This window comes from Bifidobacterium sp. UTCIF-1 (genome assembly GCF_006408915.1).
Taxonomy (GTDB): Bacteria; Actinomycetota; Actinomycetes; order Actinomycetales; family Bifidobacteriaceae; genus Bifidobacterium; species Bifidobacterium reuteri.
Map to the genome: position 1 here is coordinate 26007 of NZ_JFAG01000006.1, position 20674 is coordinate 46680.

Genomic DNA, 20674 nt, shown 5'->3' on the forward strand with positions numbered 1-20674 from the left:
TGTACATAAAATGTGTTTTACTCGCACATTTTCTGTAGGAGATTGGGGTTGACTATGGATCGTACGGCTATGAAGCAGCTTGAGGCCTGGAAGACATCTCGAAATAGAAAGCCGCTCATTATTCGAGGCGCCCGTCAGACGGGCAAAACGTGGCTGTCGGAGGAGTTCGGGCGTACACGATATGAGGCAGTGGCGCGTATCGACCTCATGAACAATGAGCGTGCGAGGAGTTTCTTTGACGGCGATTTAGATGTGAGCAGGATATTGCGTAACATCAGCCTCGAAACAGGTGTTCCTATCACGACAGATACCTTGGTGCTCCTTGATGAGATTCAAGAATGTCCGCGCGCATTGACTGCGCTGAAGTATTTCTGCGAAGATGCTCGTGAATATCACGTTATTGCGACTGGCTCATACATGGGTATTGCCAGACATGCAGACACTTCGTACCCGGTTGGCAAAGTCGATACGTTGACATTGCGTCCAATGGATTTCACGGAGTACCTTCGCGCCATCGGCCAAGGAATGATGGCTGATGCCATGAGCGACGGCGCAGGTATTGCAGATTTGGATTCCGGATTCCGGGATCGGCTTAAGAACTGGCTGAAGGAATATATGGTTGTTGGCGGAATGCCGGCAGTAGTTGCGGATTTCGCGGAACATCACGATTTCAACGAAGCCCGTAAATTGCAGCGTGAGATTCTTGATGATTATGACGGGGACTTCTCGAAACATGCGCCGCTACGTATCCTTGAGAGAATCCGTATGGTTTGGGCTTCTCTACCATCGCAGCTGGCAAAGGAGAATCGAAAGTTCATATACGGTGCCTTGCGGCCCGGCGCACGCGCTAGGGAATTCGAAGAAAGCATTCAGTGGCTTCGCGATTATGGAGCCATTACAAAAGTTTCAGCGGTCACGGCTATTCGCACGCCATTAGCGGCGTATGAGGACTCCGCTGCGTTCAAGTTGTTCGCTGTGGACTGTGGTCTATTGGGGGCGCTGGCTCGCCTTAGTCCATCGACGATCCTTGAGGGAGAGAAACTATTTACTGAGTTCAAGGGAGCCTTCACTGAGCAATACGTATGTCAGCAGCTCGTGGCGCAAAGGCTATCCCCGTATTATTGGTCGTCGCCAACGGGTCGTGCGGAAGTTGATTTTGTCGTTGACCATCCAGATACAGTTCTCCCCATTGAAGTAAAGGCGCAAGAGAACCTTCAAGCCAAGAGCCTGCGTGTGGCTGTTGGCCATTTCGACCTGCATAAAGCAGTGCGCACCAGTCTTGCTGGGTATCGTGACGATGACTGGCTGCTGAATGTGCCATTATGGGCGATTAATCGGCTTGCTGCATTGCCACTATAGGAGCCCGAACAAAAAGGACCTCCGGCGCGAAGCGGAGGTCCCTGACATTAATTCGGTGACATGCATTGTCATAAGCCTCATTGCACTGGAATATCAATTATCTCATCGATAAGATTATGTGGAATGGAAGCAGCTGCCAAGCTGTATCAGGCAACGGAAATCTCGGGAAACGGGAAATCCCCACTTTGGTGAATGGGGATTCTATATGCGCTGATATGCGCTGATAAAAAGGAAACCCCGCTAGACGCGGGGTTGCTGTGCTGCGGTGGGTTTTGCGCGCGCAAAGCTATTGCGCAAAACCCACCGCTACGTTTTGGCTTGGGAAAGACCACTGGGCTTTCCCAGCGGTGTTGGGCCGCGCGTGCGGCCCAACACCGGCCAAAACGTCAGCCCGTGTTCTGCAGGCCTGCGGCGACGCCGGAGACCGTGCAGAGGATCAGATAGATGAATCCGGCCTGCTGGCTCTGCGAGAGCTCTTCCTTGTCCACCTTCTTGCGTAGCGACTTGAGCGCCAGCACCTGAGTGACGGACAGGGCGTCCACGTACGGAGAGCGGATGCGGATGGCCTGACCGAGCACGTGACGGTGCTGCAGCGGCCACTTGTCGCCGACGATGTCGAGCACCCACTTGCGGGTGAGCTCCATCTCGCTCAGCACCTTCTCGTTGAGGTCCTCGCGGTCGCCGAGGGCGAGGTACATCTTGGCGATGCGCTCGTCCGTCTTGGCGATGGACATCTCGATGTTGTCGATGAAGGTGGAGAACAGCGGCCATTCCTCATACGCCTCGCGCAGCGTCTGGAGATCGCCGAACTTCTCGCATGCGGTGCCCAGACCGTACCAAGCGGCCAGGTTGATGCGGGCCTGAGCCCAGGAGAAGATCCACGGAATCGTGCGCAGATCGTCCAGGGACTTCGCGCCGAGGCCGCGCTTCGCCGGGCGGGAGCCGATCGGCAGCAGACCGATTTCGGTCAGCGGCGTCACGGTGGAGAACCACTGGGCGAAATCAGGCGTGTGCAGCAGGTCGAGGAAGCGCTCGTGAGCGGCATCGTCCAGCGCGTGCGCCATGTTGGCATACTTCTCGGTCATGTCGGTGTTGCGCTTCTCCACGCTCGGGGCGGACTGCAGCAGGGTCGCCGCGGCCACGGATTCGACGTGGCGGATGGCCAGCACCGGGTTGCCGTAGCGGGCGAAGATGACCTCGCCCTGCTCGGTGAGCTTGAAGCGGCACTTCACGGAGCCGACCGGCTGGGCGAGCACCGCGCGGTTGGCCGGGCCGCCGCCACGACCGACGGCGCCGCCGCGGCCATGGAACAGGGTCAGGTCGATGTCATGCGATTCGGCCCACTTGGCGATGCGCTCCTGGGCGGAGTGCAGGGCCAGTGTGGCGGAGGTCGGGCCGGCGTCCTTCGAGGAATCGGAGTAGCCGAGCATGACCTCGAGCTTGTTGCCGGTGGCCTTCAGACGAGCCTGCACCTCGGGGATCTTGATCATTTCCTCGAGCACGTCCACCGAGTTCTGCAGATCCTCAAGCTGTTCGAACAGCGGGATCACGTCGATGGTCGGCACATCCTCGGGGTGTGCGAACGCCAGACGGTTGAGCTCGTAGACATCCTTGATGTTCTGGGCACTCTTGGTGAAGGAGATGATGTAGCGGCGTGCGGCTTTCAGACCGTTGCGCTTCTGGATGGAGCCGAGGGCGCGGAAGGTGTCGAGCACCTCGTGGGTCATCGGCTGCAGTTCGCCGCGTTCGCCGTGCAGGCCGTGCTCGCGGATGTCCGCGAGGGCGCGTGAATGCACCACGGAATGCTGACGGAACTCCATTTCGACCATGTGGAAGCCGAAGGTTTCGGCCTGCCAGATGAGGTCCTGCAGCGGGCCGTAGGCGGAGCGCTTGGCACCCGCGTCGGCCAGCGACTGCTGGACGGTCTTGAGGTCGGCGATGAAGTCATCGCAGGTGTGGTACATGAGGTCGGCGTCGCGCTCGATGGTGTAATGCAGGCGATCGGCGATCACCAGCATCACGGCGCGGTGCAGCTCCTTGGTGGAGATCAGGGCGGCCTTGTCGGTCAGACGCTCGCTCATCTCCTTCTGGTGGCTCCACAGGATACGCAGAGCGGAGCTCGGCGGCGTGGTCTCGGCCTCCATCGTGAGGTTCTTGCCCACGGTGCGGGTGGCCTCTTCAAGGGCGGCGAGCACGTGGTCGGAGAACTTGCGGGCCACCTGACGGCTGACCTTGGCGGTGACGTTCGGGTTGCCGTCGCGGTCGGAGCCGATCCAGCTGCCCGGGTGGAAGAACGCGGGGCACACCGGCGGCACGAGGCCGGCCTTGGAACCCAGGACCCAGTCGTCGAAGCGGCGGTAGACCTTGGGGATGGTGTGGAACAGCGTGTTGTCGAAGATGTCGAGAATCGTGTCCGCTTCCTCGACGGGGGTCGGCTTCTTCAGCGCGATCGGGGAGGTGCGGAACAGGGCGTCGATCTCGTTGTAGAGGCGACGCAGGTTCTCCTTCTTGTCCGACCCGCCAAGGGCCTTGTGCTCCTCGAGCAGTTCGGAGATGCGGCGGATCTTGCCTTCCACGGCCTTGCGGCGGGCCTCGGTGGGGTGCGCGGTGAAGACCGGGTGGAACTCCAGGCGGTCGAGCAGCTCCTTGGCCTTGGCCGGGCCCATCTCGTTGATGAGCTGGTGGTAGGCGGACGTCATCTCGTTGACCGGGTCGAAGGCCTGGTCGTCGGTGACGTCGTTCTCGCGCTGGCGCAGCACGGAGACGCGGTAGTTCTCCTCGGAAAGGTTGGCAAGGTGGAAGTAAGTGGCGAACGCGCGCGCGAGCAGCTGGGCGTCGTGCAGGGTCATGTTGTCGATGACCTCGACGGCGGCCTTCAGTCCATCATGGCCGGGGTTCGGATCCACCAAGCCGCCGAAGTGCTCGGCGCTGGCCTCGACCGCGTAATTGCGCACGGTGTCGAACGTGGAGAGCAGTTCGGGATTGTATTCGCCCAGTACGTCGCGCAGAATCCGCAGGCACAGATCCATGTCGTACTTCAGGTTTTCGGGAAGATCATGCTCCTCCGGACCCTTCTTGCCGGTTCCGGTGGTGACGATGGCGGCGTCAGCGGGAGTGATCTGTTCTTCTTCTGATGCCAAATTAACCTCCTTTGCTGAATATCAGGTTGCTCGGTCTGCTGGTCGTCCGCGGCTCCTCCGCGGTTGTTGAGGCCAGTCGTTGCGAGCCCACAGCCCGTATTCAACGTGGTTGTTGTGTGGGCAACAGTGTATCGCCGCATAATCGCCATTTACGTTACGAAGTCCACTGTGTGGGTACCATATGCCGGATTCGCTGCCCCGGTGTGCGCGACGGCAATGGCGCTTCCTGTGGCGCCACTTCTCTTGATTCCACATATCGAATAGAAAACGTCCAAAAAATGAAACCGCAAGCTGGGGGACTGTGCGCACGGGGAAGGGCGCGGGGTACGTTGAGTTGCTGGTGGGCCGTGAGTGTTCTAGGACGAGACGCATCTGCGGATGCATCGGTAAACCCGCGCGTGACGCCACTCGGCAGACACTGGCCGCGAATCCATCCCGGTGATACGTCCAGCCATTCGCGGCAGTGCAGACACTGTGCAATCCGCCGCGGAAGCGGTAATGCAGCAGGAACGCAGCGGGAACACTGACACAACAGTCGAGAGTCGAGAGACTAAGTTAGGGAAGTGGGGAATCGCATGCAGCAGCAGACGAATCACATCGAGCACCCGCAGACGCATCAGGAACACCGCAAACCCGACGAACACGGTGCCATCGCCGTGCAGCATTTCCACACCCACTCCATTCCTTTGGACATGGAGGACATCGAGCGCGACTGGGACAAGCCGATCACCGAAGCCGGCATCGCAGCCAAAGCCAGCGTGATCGTGCGCGTGGGCCTGCTCGACCTCTCAGCCGGCACCGGATCGTTCCGTGTGCGCGAGATGATGCACCGCATCGCCTACCCGCTCGGCGTGCACGTGCGCGCCGACGTCAACCTCACGGACATCGAAGCCGCCTGCACGGACGGCAAGGACCGCATCACCGAAGTCATCGATCTGCCTACTACCGGCGTCAATACCGAGCGCATCTGGCTGCTCGAGCATTTCGCCGACTGGTTCAGCGTGAACCTTGGCGAGGAGTCGATGTATCACAAGACCTCCGAGGTGTCTTCCGGGCTGATGCAGCATCTCGACGAGAAGGACGCCTCGCAGATATCGGCGGATCTTTCCAAGCGGATTCGCGAGGAGAAGAAGGAGCGTCAGGCGGAGGCTCAGGAAGCCGAAGTGCAGCATGAGCAGGTCGGCGCGGATGCGCGGGAAGGTCAGGACGCCGTGCTCGACGCGCTCGAGGAGGCCAGCCGACACACCGATCCGGGCCAGCCGCTGGCCGAACAGCTCAACGTGCACGAGACGGACTGGTCGCAGTCCGCGATGACCGAATCGCTGGCTGCGAGGGCGGCCGTCGCCGAGCAGGAGGAACGCCGGCGCCTTGCCCATCGCCACCGTAATGGCGATGAGGACGGGCAGGCGGATGCCGAAGTGATGGGCGTCGAGTTCGCGGAATTCGTCGACAATATGAGTGATTCCGCCGGTGCGACGAGTGCGGCTGGTGCGGCGGCCGATGCAGCCGGTGCGGCGGAATCGCCAGCCGCAGAGGATGGCACTGTCGGTGTTGCTGGCGATGTAGGTAATGCTGGCACTGCCGGTGCAGACGGCGCTGCCGCAGGGGCGAGCCGTGAAGCCCATGAATTCCGGGATATCCGCGATCAAATGCATCATGTCCACGACGTGCATGGCGGTCACGGCCATGCCGGCCGCCACGGTGCTGCGCCGGACGACGGTTTTGTCTCCGCCGCGACGACCGACCGTCATGGGAATCCGCACAAACCGCCGAAGGGCGAGTACGCCGCCCACTTCGACCATGTCGGCCAGCAGCCGGTGAAGGGGCGCCCTGGCATCACCGTGCGGCAGGCCCACCAGCGCCTCGACATGATTGAGCGTCGCAAGCCGTTGTATTCACCGGCCTTCGCGGGACTCGCCTCGGCCATCGCCTGTGCATCCTTCGTGTTCCTGCTCGGCGGCGGTCCGTACGATATGATCGGTGCGTTCGTCGGCGCCGGCCTCGGGCACTGGCTGCGGCGCCGGCTGTTCAAACACCATCTCAACCAGTTCTTCGTCACGTTCGTATGCGTGGCCGTCGCGGCGCTCGCCTGCACCGGCACCCTGCGACTCATCGGCCTGTTCGACCCGGTGGCGCTGCAGCACGACACCGCGTACATCGGTGCCATGCTGTTCGTTATCCCCGGATTCCCGCTGATCACCAGCGGTCTCGACATGGCCAAAATCGACTTCCCGTCAGGCATCCAGCGCCTGATGTACTTCCTGTGCATCGTGCTGATGGCCACGCTCGCAGGTTGGATGGTCGCCACCATCGTGCATCTGAACCCCACCGGATTCGAGCCGTTGGGACTCAACGTCTGGGTGAATGGGGTGCTGCGCTTCATGTTCGCGTTCCTCGGTGTGTGGGGCTTCTCCATCATGTTCAATTCGCCGCAACGCATGTGCCTGGTCGCCGCGTTGATTGGCGCCATCACCGACACGTTGCGACTGGAGATCGTCGAACTGATGAACGTGCCGCCTGAAGCCGGTGCGTTCATCGGTGCGTTGCTGGCCGGCCTGCTCGCCTCCGCATGGCGTTCGTCGGTGCGCAAGGGCTGGCTGCCCCCGCACCTCGGCTATCCGCGTATCTGCCTGACCGTGCCGTCGATCGTGATCATGGTTCCGGGCCTGTACATGTACCGTGCCATGTGGTACCTCGGCAGTTTCGACACGTTGAATGCGCTGGATTGGGCGTTCCGCGCGTTCATGGTGATCATTTGCCTGCCGATCGGCCTGGCGATGGCCCGCGTCATCACCGACAAATCCTGGCGATACGACATCTAGTCGGCACCCGAGTCTCAGCATCGTGTCGATGACTGGGCATGGGGAGCCGCTATCCGCTACTATCGGGCGGATAGCGGCAAGCGTCGGCATCGCTCAATCGAAAAGTACAGCGCGCAAGAGAGCCAATAGAGCCAATAGAGCAGAGAGGAACGCAGTTGGCAAACGATTTCTGGATTTTGCTGGCCATGGTGCTGTATTTCGCAGCCATGCTGTCCATCGGATTCATCTACTCCAAACGGTCCAACTCCTCCTCCAAGGAATACTTCGCGGGCGGGCGTGGCGTGGGGCCATGGCTCACCGCGCTGAGCGCCGAGGCCTCCGACATGTCCGGCTGGCTGCTCATGGGCCTGCCGGGCCTGGCCTACTTCACCGGCGCGGCCGACCCGATGTGGACCTCCATCGGACTGGCGCTCGGCACTTATCTCAACTGGAAGCTCGTGGCTCGGCGCCTGCGCCGCTACTCGGTGGTGGCCGGCGACGCCATCACCATCCCGGATTTCTTCGCCAAGCGCTTCCATGACCGTCGTGGCGTGATCTCCACGATCGCCGCCGTCATCATTCTGGTGTTCTTCTGCGTGTATGTGGGCAGCTGCTTCGTCACGGTCGGCAAGCTGTTCCACGCGCTCTTCGGCTTTGACTACCACGTGATGATGATCGTCGGCGCGGCAGTGGTGTTCGTCTACACCATCGTCGGCGGTTATCTTTCGGTCGTGATGACCGACTTCATCCAAGGCCTGCTAATGTTCTTCGCGCTCGCTGTGGTGTTCATCGGCACAGTGGCGTCTGCGGGCGGCATCGGCAATACCGTGGCGTTTCTGCAGTCCATCCCCGGATTCCTTTCCGGCACCCAAGTAGCGGCTCCTCAGCTTGACCCGGTGAGCGGGGAGCAGATCGTCGAAGCGGGGCGTGCGCTCTTCGGCGCGCCGACCGACTACGGCGTCATCACCATTGTTTCGATGCTGGCGTGGGGCCTCGGGTACTTCGGCATGCCGCAGGTGCTGGTGAGGTTCCTGTCGATTCGCAGCGTCGAGGAAGTGCGCAAGTCCCGAATCATCGCGACGGGATGGTGCGTGCTGTCATTGGCCAGCGCCGTGTGCATCGGACTTGTGGGACGCGCGATGATGCCCACCCACCTGCTCACTGCGGCATCCGCTGAAACCATTTTCATCGTGTTGGCGCAGGCCCTACTGCCGAGCTTTGTGTGTGGCGTGGTGGTGTCCGGCATTTTCGCGGCTTCCATGAGCTCCAGCTCGTCGTACATGATTATCGGCGCCTCCGCCATGGGCGAGAACATCTTCCGTGGGCTGTTCCACAAGAAGGCCACCGACAGGCAGGTCATGATCGTGGCCCGATTGACGCTTGTCGTGATGTTCCTGTTCGGTGTTCTCGTGGCGTTCGACCAGAATTCCTCGATCTTCCAGGTGGTTTCCTATGCGTGGGCAGGTCTGGGCGCCTCGTTCGGGCCGCTGATGCTGTGCGCGCTGTATTGGAGGCGCACCAACCGGGCCGGGGCGGTGGCCGGCATGCTTTCCGGCACCGCGACCGTGCTGATCTGGCATAACCTCATCAAGCCGATGGGCGGGGTGTTCGCCATCTACGAGCTGTTGCCGGCATTCATCGTCTCGCTGTTGTTCATTGTGGTGGTGTCGCTCGTGACCAAGGCGCCGAGCGACCAGATGCTCTATGAATTCGACCACTACATGGACGACCCGTTGCCCGGCACCCTGCCCAACGGTTCCGTGTTGGTGGATGAGCCGATGAAGGTCATGGAGTCCGAGGTCCGCGGCGTGTGAACGGCTATCTGCCTTCAATGAGGTACATCCGGGGCTTTGCGGAAAGCTATCTGCCTTCAGTGTGGTGCCTATAACGGGATATTGCGAGTACAAGCACTGCAATAACGCCAGACATACTCTCGGTTTCCTGTTTTCGATACCTCATTGAAGGCAGATAGCTTTCCGCAAAGTCGTAAAAGTACCTCATTGAAGGCAGATAGCTGTTGCCGAGGCATGATCAGGCTAACCGTGTATGCGGATGAAGAAAACATTATTCGCGGGACCATGACGCTAATGCGTGCGCATGCCGTCTAGGAATGTCATCGCCACGTGCGTGGACAAAGCACGCATGTCCTCAGGCGTGTCAATGGAGTATGGGTCAACGTCAAGTAGCGCGAGGTCAGCCGGGTCTCCTGGTTGAACGGACTCGCGTCCCAAGGCCGTCGACGCGGACAATGCGGTGCGAATGCTCAAACGCTGCTCCGGCTGGAATGGCTCGCGATCCGAGCTTTCGGTCTCGAACACGGCGGCGGAAATGGCCAACCATGGATCGAGCGGCGCAACCGGCGCGTCGGACCCCATGCGCAACCGCGCTTGTCCGTATCGGCCGCTGCCGGGAATGCCCGTGATTCCGCGCGTGCGCGCATCTTCGGCAGCCACAGCCATGGTATCGGCGAGAGCGCGGAACGGGTAGGGGATGCCGGCGGGATGGGCCCAGAATCGAGCTATGACGTCTCGGTCGTCCATCGCATGCTGGGGCTGGATGCTCGCATCAAGGCCCAACGCCGCCAGGCGTGGAATATCCCGGGGCTTGAGCATCTGGGCATGCTCGATCGAGCCGTGGGCATGGGTGGCCTCCGCCGCGTTCAGAACAATGGTGTTTGCCTCATCTCCAATGGCGTGGCAGGCGATGTCGAAGCCATGTTCGGTGGCCAGACGCATGTAATCCTCAATCTGCTGCGGCGTGTAGCTCAGGGTGCCGTAGGTTGGGGGTTCGATGCCGGAATACGGCGTGGAGCAATACGCGGAACGTGTGTTGAGCGAGCCGTCCGCGATGAGCTTCATGGCGCCGACGCGCCCCAGGCCATGGCTGCCGGGCAACGGGTCGCCGGTATGCCAGCCTGCGTCGATAGCCTCCCGCAGACGTTCGGGATAGACGCCGGTATCCACCCGCAGGCCGTTGATGCCGGCCGAGAAACGAGCGATCCATGTGTTGATGTTCTCGGCCATTTCGTAGTCTCGGATGCCGACGATGCCCTTGCCGGCAGCGTCCTTCTCCGCCTCGCGCAACAACCGGTCGGTCTCCTCGGCGGCTCCCGGAACCGAATCGAATTGCGTGTACGCGTTGAACCACTCGAGCTCGCCCACGAGGCCGGTCTTGCCGTCCACGTGGACCCCGAGCCGGCGCGCCGCCGCGGAATTGACCCAACCACAGTGCATGTCCGCACTGGAAAGCGCCACCGGCTGCTCGCCGGACGCGGCGTCGATGGCAGCCAGCGTGGGCTGCTCGTCGTCGGCCCACAGCGAATGACGGAAACGCATGCCCACTACGAACGCATCAGGGTTGAGGGTCCCGGCCGCGCGTCGTTCATCCAGATGCGCGCGCAGCATATCCATCGCCTCGGCCGCCGAATGCGCATTGATGAGATCGAGACGCCCCAGTGTCTTGGCCCATTGCGTGAAATGCGTGTGGCAGTCCCACAGACCGGGAATGACCCACAGCCCATCAGCGTCGATGGTGGTTGTGGTTGCGCCCCCATCGGTTGTGGATTCGCCGGACGGCGAGCCTCCGCTGCGCGTCATAGCGCCACCGTTCTCCGCTGTCGGGGTCGGGCTGACGGACGCGACGCTCCCATTGCGAAGCACCACGTCCACGTGTCCCCGCGTTCCGGGAATACCTGCATTGACGATATGCACCAAGCTGCTCATACCGACATCATGCCACGCCTGTGTGAATGCTGGCTGCGGTTCCGGGAACAACTCGGGCTACCCTGTGCCATATGCGGAGTTATCCACCGGGTTATCCACCGTGTTATCCACATTTATCCACCAGAAAAACAGGACGATGGACAAGCGGTGGCGTCGGTCTTTAGACTTGCGATTATGCGGGTTCCCAATACCCGTGCTGTATGTCACAAAGGAGTGATCATCATGGGCGGGGCGGACACATTGTCGGAACTGACGGAACTCAAGTACCAGCGCATGAAAGCGTGCGCAGAGATTCAGCAGCGTAGCGGGTGGCGTCCTCCTTATGCCCTGATGACCGCTTTGGAGCTTCAGGCGATTGAGCTGCCCCGACTGTCCAGTAAATGCCGACGGCTGAAGAACACTGCCGTAGTCGCCGTCTCGCATGCGAGCCAACGATACCGTATTTATGGTGTCACGCCGGTCGTCTGGTCGTTTCCTTTGGACGAGGTCATGGTCGAACGTCAATTCCCGTGCACGTCCCCAGCTTGCACATGGGCGATGTTCGCAGCCTATCTGGATTTGGAGGAACTCATAGTGCTGGCCGATTCGATGATGCGCAGGAACGGGAGGTTGTGCCGAACGACATTGGACGAACTCGCCGCATATGTGCATGCGGCGGAATCGCAGGTTCGAACCATGCAAGGCGAAGGAAAGCGGGCCAGACTGTTCCCGGGTTATGAGAATTGCAAACGGGCATTGCTGTTGGCGAGAAGCGGCACGGACTCTTCGATGGAGAGTCGAACGCGGTTGGTGATGCTGAAATATGGTTTGGACTGCCCGCAGGTGAATTACCCGATTGTCGCAGGAAGGAATCGCAAGCCCGTGTACCTTGATTTGGCGTATCCGGAATTCAAGGTCTGCATTGAATACGATGGTTCTCATCATGCCGGACAATGGCTGAATGACACGAGAAGACGGCAGGCGATTGAAGATGAAGGATGGCAATACGTGCAGGTCACCAAACTCGACCTCGGAGACGATGAGAGCGAAGAAGCCTTGGCGAGAAGGGTGGCGAGGAGGATAGAGGAGGTAGTCGGGCAGCATGTCGAGCTGACTGCTCGCAAGACCATATTGCAGGTTTGCGATGGTCGGGGTTTGCGTCGCAAGCCGATGCATGAGAAGCTCCATTTCACGCCATTGTTGCATGCCGGCAATGGTGATGGTGCTGTTTTTGGTGCTGCCTCGGATGAGTTAGATGCCGTCGCATAGATACGTCGTATGTTGCTCGCGTATCACTACTGTGAGTGGGGAACGTCTCTGATTGCTGCTCATCCATGGGTTCTGAGGTACGTGATGTGGGTGGTACGTGTTTCATCGAGGTGACGGGCCATGATGAGTCCCATGATGGTGTTGCTTCGTCGGGAATGACGTTGTTGTGGACAAGGGTTTCCGTGGAATACTGCGCCATGCCTCGGAGATGTGGACGTGCGCTCCTCTATTTTCTTGTATCTCCGTTCAATGAGGTACATCCGGGGCTTTGCGGAAAGCTATCTGCCTTCAGTGTGGTGCCTATAACGGGATATTGCGAGTACAAGCACTGCAATAACGCCAGACATACTCTCGGTTTCCTGTTTTCGATACCTCATTGAAGGCAGATAGCTTTCCGCAAAGTCGTAAAAGTACCTCATTGAAAGCAGATAGCTGTTGCCGAGGCATGTTGCCGAGGCATGTTGCCGAGGCATGATCAGCATGATTTAATCCGGTGATGTCGATTTTCGCGGCTGTCTTATTGCGCGCGCCCGTTGCTGCACCTGCTTTTTGCGACAGTTTGAAACGCATCGCGGCGTGTTGCCGATGAGATACAGCAAATCCCGCTCATTGCACGACCGTAGTCATTGCAATGAGCGGGATTCGGATGATGGATTTGGCGGAGGCCCCGAACCGGTCGGAGCCGGTCAGTACTTCATGCCCATGGCCTCGCGCACCTGGTCGAGGGTCTCCTCGGCGATGGCGTTGGCGCGCTTGTTGCCGTCTTCGAGCACGTCGCGGATGTAGTCCATGTCCTTGGCGAGCTCCGCCCGGCGCTCGCGGTGCGGGGCCAGGAAGCTGTTCACGGATTCGATCACATACGCCTTGAGCGCGCCTGCGCCGGCGTCACCGATCTCCTCGGCGATGTCCTTCGGGTCGCGGCCGGTCACCAGGCCAGCGGTGGTCAGCAGCGCCGAGACCTGCGGGCGGGCGATCGGGTCGAAGGTGATGCGGCGCTCGGAGTCGGTGGGGCTCTTCTTGATGAGCTTGGCGGTCTCCTCGGCCGTGGCGCCCAGCATGATGGAGTTGCCGTACGACTTGCTCATCTTGCGGCCGTCGAGGCCCGGGATTTCAGGCGCGTCGGACAGGATGGCGGCCGGCTCCGGGAACACCGGGTGCTTCTTGGCGTAGCGTTCGTTGAAACGACGGGCGATGGTGCGGGTGATCTCGATGTGCGGCAGGTTGTCCTTGCCGATCGGCACCACGTTGGCCTTGCAGAAGAGGATGTCGCATGCCTGATGCACCGGATAGGTGAGCAGCAGGCCGGTCAGCGCGTGGCCGGACGCCTCCATCTCGGACTTCACGGTGGGGTTGCGGTGCAGCTCAGCCTCGGTGACCAGGGAGAGGAACGGCAGCAGCAGCTGGTTCTCGGCCGGCACGGCGGAGTGCGCGTAGATCATGGTCTTCTTCGGGTCGATGCCGGCGGCCATGTAGTCAAGCACCAAGTTGAGCACGTTCTCCTGGATGTGCTCGGTGGTGTCGCGGTCGGTGATCACCTGGTAGTCCGCGATGATGATGTTCGAATGCACGCCCTTGTTCTGCATGGCCACGCGCTCCTTGATGGAGCCGAAGTAGTGGCCCAGGTGCAGACGCCCGGTGGGGCGGTCGCCGGTGAGCATCGTGAACTTGCCGGGCTCGGCCTCGAGCTTGGCAAGCGTCTCGTCGGAACGCTTCTTCGCTGCGAGGAAGCTCGCGCTCATTTCATTGCCTGCCGCTGTCAGTTGCTGCTCGTCGGTCATGCGGATTCCTTTGAAAGTGCCTTGGAAATAAACGCTTTTATGGTAAAAGTGTGAGCCGACAACGAACATGGACATTTTAGGTGGTACTCTCTTAAGTTGATGAATCGAACAGCATAGTAATTTCAGGGGGTCAGATGGGCCGCGGACGTCAGAAGGCAAAACAGCAGAAAATAGCCCGTAAGCTGAAGTATCTGACTACCGACACCGATTACGATGAGCTGGCAAAAGAGCTGAGTGAGCAAGAGCCGGGAACAGGTTCTGTTGACCCGTTCGCCGACGTTGAAGACCAATATGCGGACACCGATGTGAAATCCGATGATTCCGCCAACAGCAAGCATGCCGCTCCCGTTGCGGACGATGATTTGGACGAGTACGCCAAGTGGGCGGCTGAGGCTGCGGCCAAGGCCACCAGCGGTGAATTCCCGAAGACGACGGCCGCCAAGCCGGTAGCTCCTCACAAGCCGATTCCGATGCCGAAGCCGCGCCCGATTCCGAGCGCGCTCAAGCCGAAGCAGTGACGGTAGTCGGTACTGAGAATCCAGTATCGAAAGCGCAGTAACGAATAAAGGCACCCGGTAGTGGGTGCCTTTATTCATTCGGGTTTGTTTGTGGATTGTTAAGTATGACTGAAGAGCCATTGATTCGGTTGTAATTGGTTGAGTGGTGCTGGTCCCGCAATTATGGACGCGCTTCGCGCGCGGTTTGCCAGCTCGCCTGTCGGCTCGCACAGCACCTACAAACAGCTCCGCTGTTTGCTTTACGGTGCTGGTCCTGCAATTGTGGACGCGCTTCGCGCGCGGTTTGCCAGCTCGCCTGTCGGCTCGCACAGCACCTACAAACAGCTCCGCTGTTTGCTTTACGGTGCTGTCCTGACAAGGAGAGCCGGAATAGAATCAGCGAGCCAGCGGCAGCAGGTCGCTCAGGTCGTCGCGTTCGCCGACCGCGCTGATGTGGCCGGCGTCCTTTTCCTCCGCCCATGTCGTGATGCCGCAGGCCAGACGCAGCCATACGTCCGGTTCGAGTTCGATGACATCGGGCGGTGTGAGATTATGCGGATCCGATGCCGGGCCGTCCAGTATCTTGACTGCACCCCACGGCGCCACGCGTACTTCCACGCCGGGGCCGGGCACCTTGCGCTCCAAAAGGAATAAGGAGTATCGCACGGCCATGGCCCATGCCGGTCGCGGCAGCGTGGGGGCGATGGCGAGACGGTCCGCGACGCTGGTCGCGCCTGCGGCGAGTGAGGCTTCATGGGCTGCGTCGCTCCACTGGTGCAGCGCCTCGGCCCCTCGTTTCAGGTCTTTTTCCAAAATGACAGCCATGCGTCCATCTTCGCACGGGACGGCGCTCGGCCGTGTCGCGGCATGGTGGCCTTGGCGAGGTGGCGTTGCCGAGGCATGGTTTGTCCTGTGTCTGCAAACGATGACAGGCATGAAAGATGCACAAACTACGTAGTCATGCTAGGCTCTGTTATGCGAACGTATGCATAACGATCTTTGCCGATGCCGTTACGGAGAGTTCATACGTACGTTCATATCGCGCTACCTATTGCGCGGCATAATGAATACGGGCAATTATCCCGGAAGGAAAGTCATAATGACCGAAATCACCGCACCCAAGTCTCCCGTCACGGCAGAGCAGTTCGCCGACGAGATTCGTGAACAACTCAAGTACACCCAGAACGTCACCCCCGAGCAGGCAACTGCCGCTGACGTCTACGTTGCCGCTGCCAAGGCCGTGCGCAACCACCTCGCCGATTCCTGGTTCAAGACCCAGGCCGACACCGTCAACGGCAACACCAAGGCTGTTGGCTACCTTTCCGCTGAGTTCCTCATGGGCAAGCAGCTGGAGAACGCGCTGCTCAACGCCGGTCTGACCGAGCAGTTCGACGCCGCCGTCGAAGCACTGGGCTTCCAGCCGAAGGACATCGTCGACGCCGAATACGAGCCGGGCCTCGGCAACGGTGGCCTCGGCCGTCTCGCCGCCTGCTTCATCGACTCCCTCGCCTCCCTGGGCGTGCCGGCGTTCGGCTACGGCATCCAGTACAAGTACGGCATCTTCAAGCAGACCTTCGACGAGAACGGCAAGCAGGTCGAAACCCCTGATTACTGGCTGACCAACGAAGAGCCGTGGGGTCACGTCGACTACAACCGCGACCAGAAGGTCTCCTTCGGCGGCGAAGTCGTCGACGAGAACGGCAAGAAGGTCTGGAAGCCGGCTTGGTCCGTGCGCGCCGTGCCGGTGGACTACCTGGTCCCCGGTTACGCCTCCGGCCGTGTGAACACCCTGCGCCTGTGGACCGCCAAGTCCTACGACGAGTTCGATCTGCTCGCCTTCAACAAGAGCGAGTACCTCGACGCCGTCAAGCCGCAGGTCAAGGCCGAGAACATCTCCAAGATCCTGTACCCGGAAGACTCCACCAAGGTCGGCAAGGAACTGCGCCTTGAGCAGCAGTACTTCTTCGTGTCCGCCTCCCTGCACGACGCCATCCGCGTCTTCTACCCGGGCCAGGACAAGCCGGATCTGACCACCTTCCCGAACAAGATCACCTTCCAGCTCAACGACACCCACCCGGTGATCGGCATCCCGGAGCTCATGCGCATCCTCATCGATGAGTACGACTACGACTGGGACACCGCCTGGGGCATCACCCAGAAGACCTTCAACTACACCTGCCACACCTTGCTGCCGGAGGCCCTCGAGGTCTGGCCGGCCAGCCTGATCGGCGAGCTGCTGCCGCGTCACCTCGAGATCATCGAGAAGATCAACGAGCAGTTCGAGGACGAGCTCAAGGACAAGGGCATCGACGACAAGACCATCGAAGACATGCGCATCTACACCGGTGACGCGGTCCGCATGGCCTACCTCGCCACCTACGGCGGCTCCCACGTCAACGGCGTGGCCGAGCTCCACTCCCAGCTGCTCAAGGACGTCACCCTGAAGAACTTCTCCGACGCCTACCCGGACAAGTTCACCAACGTGACCAACGGCGTCACTCCTCGTCGCTTCATCAAGCTCGCCAACCCCGGCCTGTCCGACCTCATCACCGAGGGTCTGGGCACCGATAAGTGGCTGTCCGACCTCGACCTGCTCCAGGGTCTGGTCCCGCTGGCCCAGGACGACGAGTTCGTCAAGAAGTTCGCCGCCGTCAAGCAGGCCAACAAGCACGCCTTCGTGGGCTTCGCCAAGCAGCACTACGGCATCGACGTGGACGAGAACACCCTGTTCAACACCATGGTCAAGCGTCTGCACGAGTACAAGCGCCAGAGCCTGAAGATCCTGCTGGTCATCTCCCAGTACGCCGCCCTCAAGAAGGGTGAGGTCTCCGCCGAGGAGATCCTGCCGCGCACCGTGTTCTTCGGTGCCAAGGCCGCTCCGGGCTACTACCTGGCCAAGCTGACCATCGAGCTGATCAACAACGTCTCCAAGGTCATCAACAACGACCCGGACGTCAAGGGCAAGCTCGCCGTCCACATGCTCCCGAACTACAACATCGAGATGGCCCAGAACCTCATCCCGGCCACCGAGCTCGACGAGCAGATCTCCCAGGCCGGCAAGGAAGCTTCCGGCACCGGTAACATGAAGTTCGCCCTCAACGGCGCGCTCACCGTCGGCACCCTCGATGGCGCCAACGTCGAGATCCGCGAGAAGGTCGGCGCTGAGAACTTCTTCCTCTTCGGCATGACCGTTGATGAGGTCGAGAAGCTCTACGCCGAGGATTACGATCCGGCCAAGTACTACGAAGCCGATCCTCGTCTGAAGCACGCCATCGACCTCGTCGCCAACGGCACCTTCTCCAACGGTGACCGTAACACCTACGCCCCGCTGGTCGCCGACTGGCTGACCAAGGACTGGTTCATGGCCCTCGCCGACTTCTCCTCCTACGCCGACATTCAGGCCCAGATCGAGAAGCTCTACCGCGACCCGCTCGAGTGGAACCGCAAGGCCCTGCTCAACGTCGCCAACTCCGGTTACTTCAGCTCCGATCGCTCGATGGAGGATTACCTCGAGCGTATCTGGCACACCGGCCCTCTGGCCTGACGGCTAGGAACCGGCGCGCCAGCTGCGCGCGGGTTCCTGCCTCACGACTGTCGAATGATTGACAGCTGAAATCGGAAATGGAGGGGCGGGGAGTGTGTCGAGATGCACTCCCCGCCCCTCCCCGATCGGTTGTGAATCACCGGCAATAATCACACGAAAGAAGCCCCGCAACCACATCGAATGGTTGCGGGGCTTCCTGCGTTAACGCTGCCGAATCAGGCCTCGGCAGGGGCTGCTGCGGCTTCGCCCTCAGCCTCGTCGCCCTTGTCCTCGGCCTTGTTCAGGCCCAGATCGACCGGCGAAGAGCTGTTCTCCCACGGCTCCTCCCACGGATCGTAATCCGGATTCTGCTGCTTGTAGATGTACAGGCCAACAAGCGCGGCCAGCGCTGCGCCAAACAGCAGCGCGAAGAACTTCCAACCGTTAGAAGAAGAGTTGTTCTCCATGACGGCTCCTTTCCTTCAGGGATCGTCTGGTCGGCATGTCCATCCAAGACCGACTCTGCTCCCTATTCTAGGCCGATGATTGTGACGATTGGGTGGATTGAATCGCCGGGAGATTAGCCGCCGCGGCCGGCGAAGCCGACAGCGGGGTAGTTATGTCGTCTGCGGATTGCTGGGGCAGGATAATGATCAGCTTTGCCGGGCAGCTTTTCCGGACAGCTTCTCCGGCAAGGGAATTCGCTCCCAAGCTCTGATACATCGGATACAGTTGGCCCCATGCATATGCCTACCAAACAGGAAATACGTCAGCAATGGGAACGTGGCGGTCCGGTCGTCACATGGGCGTTGATCGCCATCTGCACCGTGATCTGGATGATTGAGGTGATAGCGGGGTTCCTTTCGCCGTACCTGCAGTCGCTGCTCCTCCTCGGGGGCATGTTCTCGCCCGCCTCCGTGATGCAACGCCCGTGGACTGTGGTGACGTCGATGTTCCTTCACGCGCCCAATACGATAATGCACATTCTGTTCAACATGATCGCGCTGTATTCGGTGGGCGCTGTGCTGGAGCGTCTGATGGGTCACTGGCGCTTCCTCGGTTTGTATATGATTTCCGGTCTTGGCGGCGCCATGGGGCTGATGCTGTGGGGTGTGTTCGCTCCCGATGGTCAGGGGTGGCGCATGGCCGCGTATGGTGCCTCAGGCGCGATTTTCGGGCTGTTCGCGGCGATTCTGGTGGTGTATCGGCGTATCGGTGCGGATATGCGCTCGATGATGGTGTGGATGGCAATCAACTTCGCGTTGCCGTTCGTAGTCGGCGGCGTGGCATGGCAGGCGCATGTGGGCGGATTCCTGATTGGTGGCGCCCTGACATGGCTGCTGACCAGCGGCGTGCCTGCCTGGCGCGGCAAAAGCCTGGCATGGCGTATGCAGGTCTACGGGTGGCCGGTGACGGCGCTGGTGGTCGTCGTAATAGTGCTATGCGCCCTCGCAAACCCATATTCCTACTAGTGTCCTGTCTCGTAAATAATTGAGGGATTCAGCTTTTCTCTCCCTCAGTCAGCTTCGCTGACAGCCCGTCCTGCAATCAGGGACGCGCTCTGCGCGCGGTTTGCCAGCTCGCCTGTCGGCTCGCACGTTGCCTACAAACAGCTCCGCTGTTTGCTTCACGGCAACGGTCCTGCAATTATGGACGCGCTGTGCGCGTGTTCTGTTGGCTCGCCTGTCGGCTCGCACGTTGCCTACAAACAGCTCCGCTGTTTGCTTCACGGCAACGTCCATCAGAGGGAGCCAGCACCACTCAACCAATTACGAGGCATACCGCTAGGGCTGTCGCGTGGGTATTTCGTCGTTGGCGTTCCGGTTCCCCGGCGATTGGCGCAGCGTTATGTGCTGGGGATGGTGACTGGCAGGTAATGGTTAGGTTAACAGTGGATAGTTGTGCACAATTGTGGATAAGACGGTGGATAACTTGTGGATATGTGTCTGAGGGAGCTTCCGTGATGTGAGGAGGGGAGCTCCTGTGATGTGGGGATGTGTACAAGTCCATCAACAACAAATGTGGATAACTCATGGGAGACTTCGGCCGCGGACATATCCACAGCGGTTGTATTCGAGGTATTTCGCAGTTATCCACGTGTTATGCACCGTCGAATGGTGCTTATCCACTACTTATCCACTACTTATCCACAGAGTTTTCCACATTCGGTGGAAAACTACAGATATGTAATTCATCCACATCGTGTGGATAACCATGTGGATAACTAGTGGATAACATGTGGATAGCTGGGTATAACCCCTGTGGATTGCCTTCCCGACTGGCGCTGTTGCTGTTTTCGTGGACGGCGGTTCGTGGTTGGGCCGTTGAGCCGGTAAGAGAGAGAAGCGTTTTTGGGTTGGATGTTCATCAACCACGAAGAACAACGGCCGAAAAGCTCCTGATGGGCAGCTTGTTCAGGCGTCTTCTCAACGTGAAAGGCATGGTCATCGGGACGTCCGCGTCGTCGATGGTCCTATCTGTCCCGGGTCGTGTTCGAGAACCGGGTGCGTCCTCGTGCTGGCAATCTCCGATGATTCCGCGCAGGACGCTGGCGTGGCGCAGGACGCGCGTGGGACCGCCCGTGTGCCACGCCAGTGCAATACGGG

12 protein-coding genes are annotated in these 20674 nt (G+C 60.2%); 7 read left to right on the top strand and 5 right to left on the bottom strand.

Annotation, left to right across the window (positions count from 1 at the left end; all coding sequences use genetic code 11):
• Window positions 1-69 precede the first annotated feature (69 nt).
• A complete protein-coding gene (locus BW09_RS03915) occupies window positions 70-1359 on the top strand; it encodes an ATP-binding protein (RefSeq protein ID WP_258184980.1) in 1290 nt (429 codons plus the stop codon).
• A 386-nt stretch (window positions 1360-1745) separates the two neighbouring features.
• Here the strand turns inward: BW09_RS03915 and BW09_RS03920 are convergent, their stop codons facing one another.
• Window positions 1746-4499 carry a phosphoenolpyruvate carboxylase gene (locus BW09_RS03920; protein WP_140464749.1) on the bottom strand — a complete coding sequence of 918 codons (2754 nt, stop codon included), beginning with the start codon at window positions 4497-4499 and terminating at the stop codon, window positions 1746-1748.
• A gap of 692 nt (window positions 4500-5191) precedes the next feature.
• On the opposite strand from BW09_RS03920, the gene BW09_RS11070 reads away from it, so the two are divergent.
• Together BW09_RS11070 and BW09_RS03930 are read left to right on the top strand one after the other, a co-directional pair.
• On the top strand, window positions 5192-7321 hold the full coding sequence (locus BW09_RS11070) for a threonine/serine exporter family protein (RefSeq protein ID WP_238566986.1): 2130 nt from the start codon (window positions 5192-5194) through the stop codon (window positions 7319-7321).
• Window positions 7322-7476: 155 nt separating this feature from the next.
• Window positions 7477-9114: a sodium/proline symporter gene (locus tag BW09_RS03930; protein ID WP_140464751.1), complete on the top strand. Its 1638-nt coding sequence runs from the start codon at window positions 7477-7479 to the stop codon at window positions 9112-9114.
• A 270-nt stretch (window positions 9115-9384) separates the two neighbouring features.
• Here BW09_RS03930 and BW09_RS03935 read toward each other — a convergent pair whose 3' ends face one another.
• Window positions 9385-11022 (bottom strand): amidohydrolase, encoded by a 1638-nt coding sequence (locus BW09_RS03935; RefSeq protein ID WP_044090683.1) that lies wholly within the window; start codon window positions 11020-11022, stop codon window positions 9385-9387.
• A gap of 222 nt (window positions 11023-11244) precedes the next feature.
• On the opposite strand from BW09_RS03935, the gene BW09_RS03940 reads away from it, so the two are divergent.
• The gene (locus BW09_RS03940) at window positions 11245-12270 is read left to right on the top strand and encodes a hypothetical protein (protein WP_044090684.1); all 1026 of its coding nucleotides are present in this window, start codon (window positions 11245-11247) and stop codon (window positions 12268-12270) included.
• 686 nt (window positions 12271-12956) lie between these two features.
• Here BW09_RS03940 and trpS read toward each other — a convergent pair.
• Window positions 12957-14048 carry a tryptophan--tRNA ligase gene (gene trpS, locus BW09_RS03945; protein WP_140464753.1) on the bottom strand — a complete coding sequence of 364 codons (1092 nt, stop codon included), beginning with the start codon at window positions 14046-14048 and terminating at the stop codon, window positions 12957-12959.
• A gap of 134 nt (window positions 14049-14182) precedes the next feature.
• Between trpS and BW09_RS03950 the strand changes: the two genes are divergently transcribed.
• On the top strand, window positions 14183-14566 hold the full coding sequence (locus tag BW09_RS03950; protein WP_044089522.1) for a DUF3073 domain-containing protein: 384 nt from the start codon (window positions 14183-14185) through the stop codon (window positions 14564-14566).
• A 375-nt stretch (window positions 14567-14941) separates the two neighbouring features.
• On the opposite strand, the gene BW09_RS03955 is transcribed toward BW09_RS03950, so the two are convergent.
• Window positions 14942-15370 carry a sterol carrier family protein gene (locus tag BW09_RS03955; protein ID WP_140464755.1) on the bottom strand — a complete coding sequence of 143 codons (429 nt, stop codon included), beginning with the start codon at window positions 15368-15370 and terminating at the stop codon, window positions 14942-14944.
• A gap of 274 nt (window positions 15371-15644) precedes the next feature.
• Here BW09_RS03955 and BW09_RS03960 point away from each other — a divergent pair, with 274 nt between their 5' ends.
• Window positions 15645-18089, top strand: a complete 2445-nt coding sequence (locus BW09_RS03960) for a glycogen/starch/alpha-glucan phosphorylase (RefSeq protein WP_140463388.1) — start codon at window positions 15645-15647, stop codon at window positions 18087-18089.
• A 215-nt stretch (window positions 18090-18304) separates the two neighbouring features.
• Here BW09_RS03960 and BW09_RS03965 read toward each other — a convergent pair whose 3' ends face one another.
• A complete protein-coding gene (locus BW09_RS03965; protein WP_140463390.1) occupies window positions 18305-18535 on the bottom strand; it encodes a hypothetical protein in 231 nt (76 codons plus the stop codon).
• Between the two features lie 273 nt (window positions 18536-18808).
• Here BW09_RS03965 and BW09_RS03970 point away from each other — a divergent pair, with 273 nt between their 5' ends.
• Window positions 18809-19540, top strand: coding sequence for a rhomboid family intramembrane serine protease (locus BW09_RS03970; protein WP_140463392.1), 732 nt, complete (start codon window positions 18809-18811; stop codon window positions 19538-19540).
• Window positions 19541-20674 lie beyond the last annotated feature (1134 nt).

Bases quoted from the DNA above. Each gene is read 5' to 3' on its own strand.
- BW09_RS03915 (WP_258184980.1), top strand. From the start codon at position 70: ATGAAGCAGCTTGAGGCCTGGAAGACATCTCGAAATAGAAAGCCGCTC.
- BW09_RS11070 (WP_238566986.1), top strand. From the start codon at position 5,192: ATGGAGGACATCGAGCGCGACTGGGACAAGCCGATCACCGAAGCCGGC.
- BW09_RS03935 (WP_044090683.1), bottom strand. From the start codon at position 11,022: ATGAGCAGCTTGGTGCATATCGTCAATGCAGGTATTCCCGGAACGCGG.
- BW09_RS03940 (WP_044090684.1), top strand. From the start codon at position 11,245: ATGGGCGGGGCGGACACATTGTCGGAACTGACGGAACTCAAGTACCAG.
- trpS (WP_140464753.1), bottom strand. From the start codon at position 14,048: ATGACCGACGAGCAGCAACTGACAGCGGCAGGCAATGAAATGAGCGCG.
- BW09_RS03950 (WP_044089522.1), top strand. From the start codon at position 14,183: ATGGGCCGCGGACGTCAGAAGGCAAAACAGCAGAAAATAGCCCGTAAG.
- BW09_RS03955 (WP_140464755.1), bottom strand. From the start codon at position 15,370: ATGGCTGTCATTTTGGAAAAAGACCTGAAACGAGGGGCCGAGGCGCTG.
- BW09_RS03960 (WP_140463388.1), top strand. From the start codon at position 15,645: ATGACCGAAATCACCGCACCCAAGTCTCCCGTCACGGCAGAGCAGTTC.
- BW09_RS03965 (WP_140463390.1), bottom strand. From the start codon at position 18,535: ATGGAGAACAACTCTTCTTCTAACGGTTGGAAGTTCTTCGCGCTGCTG.
- BW09_RS03970 (WP_140463392.1), top strand. From the start codon at position 18,809: ATGCATATGCCTACCAAACAGGAAATACGTCAGCAATGGGAACGTGGC.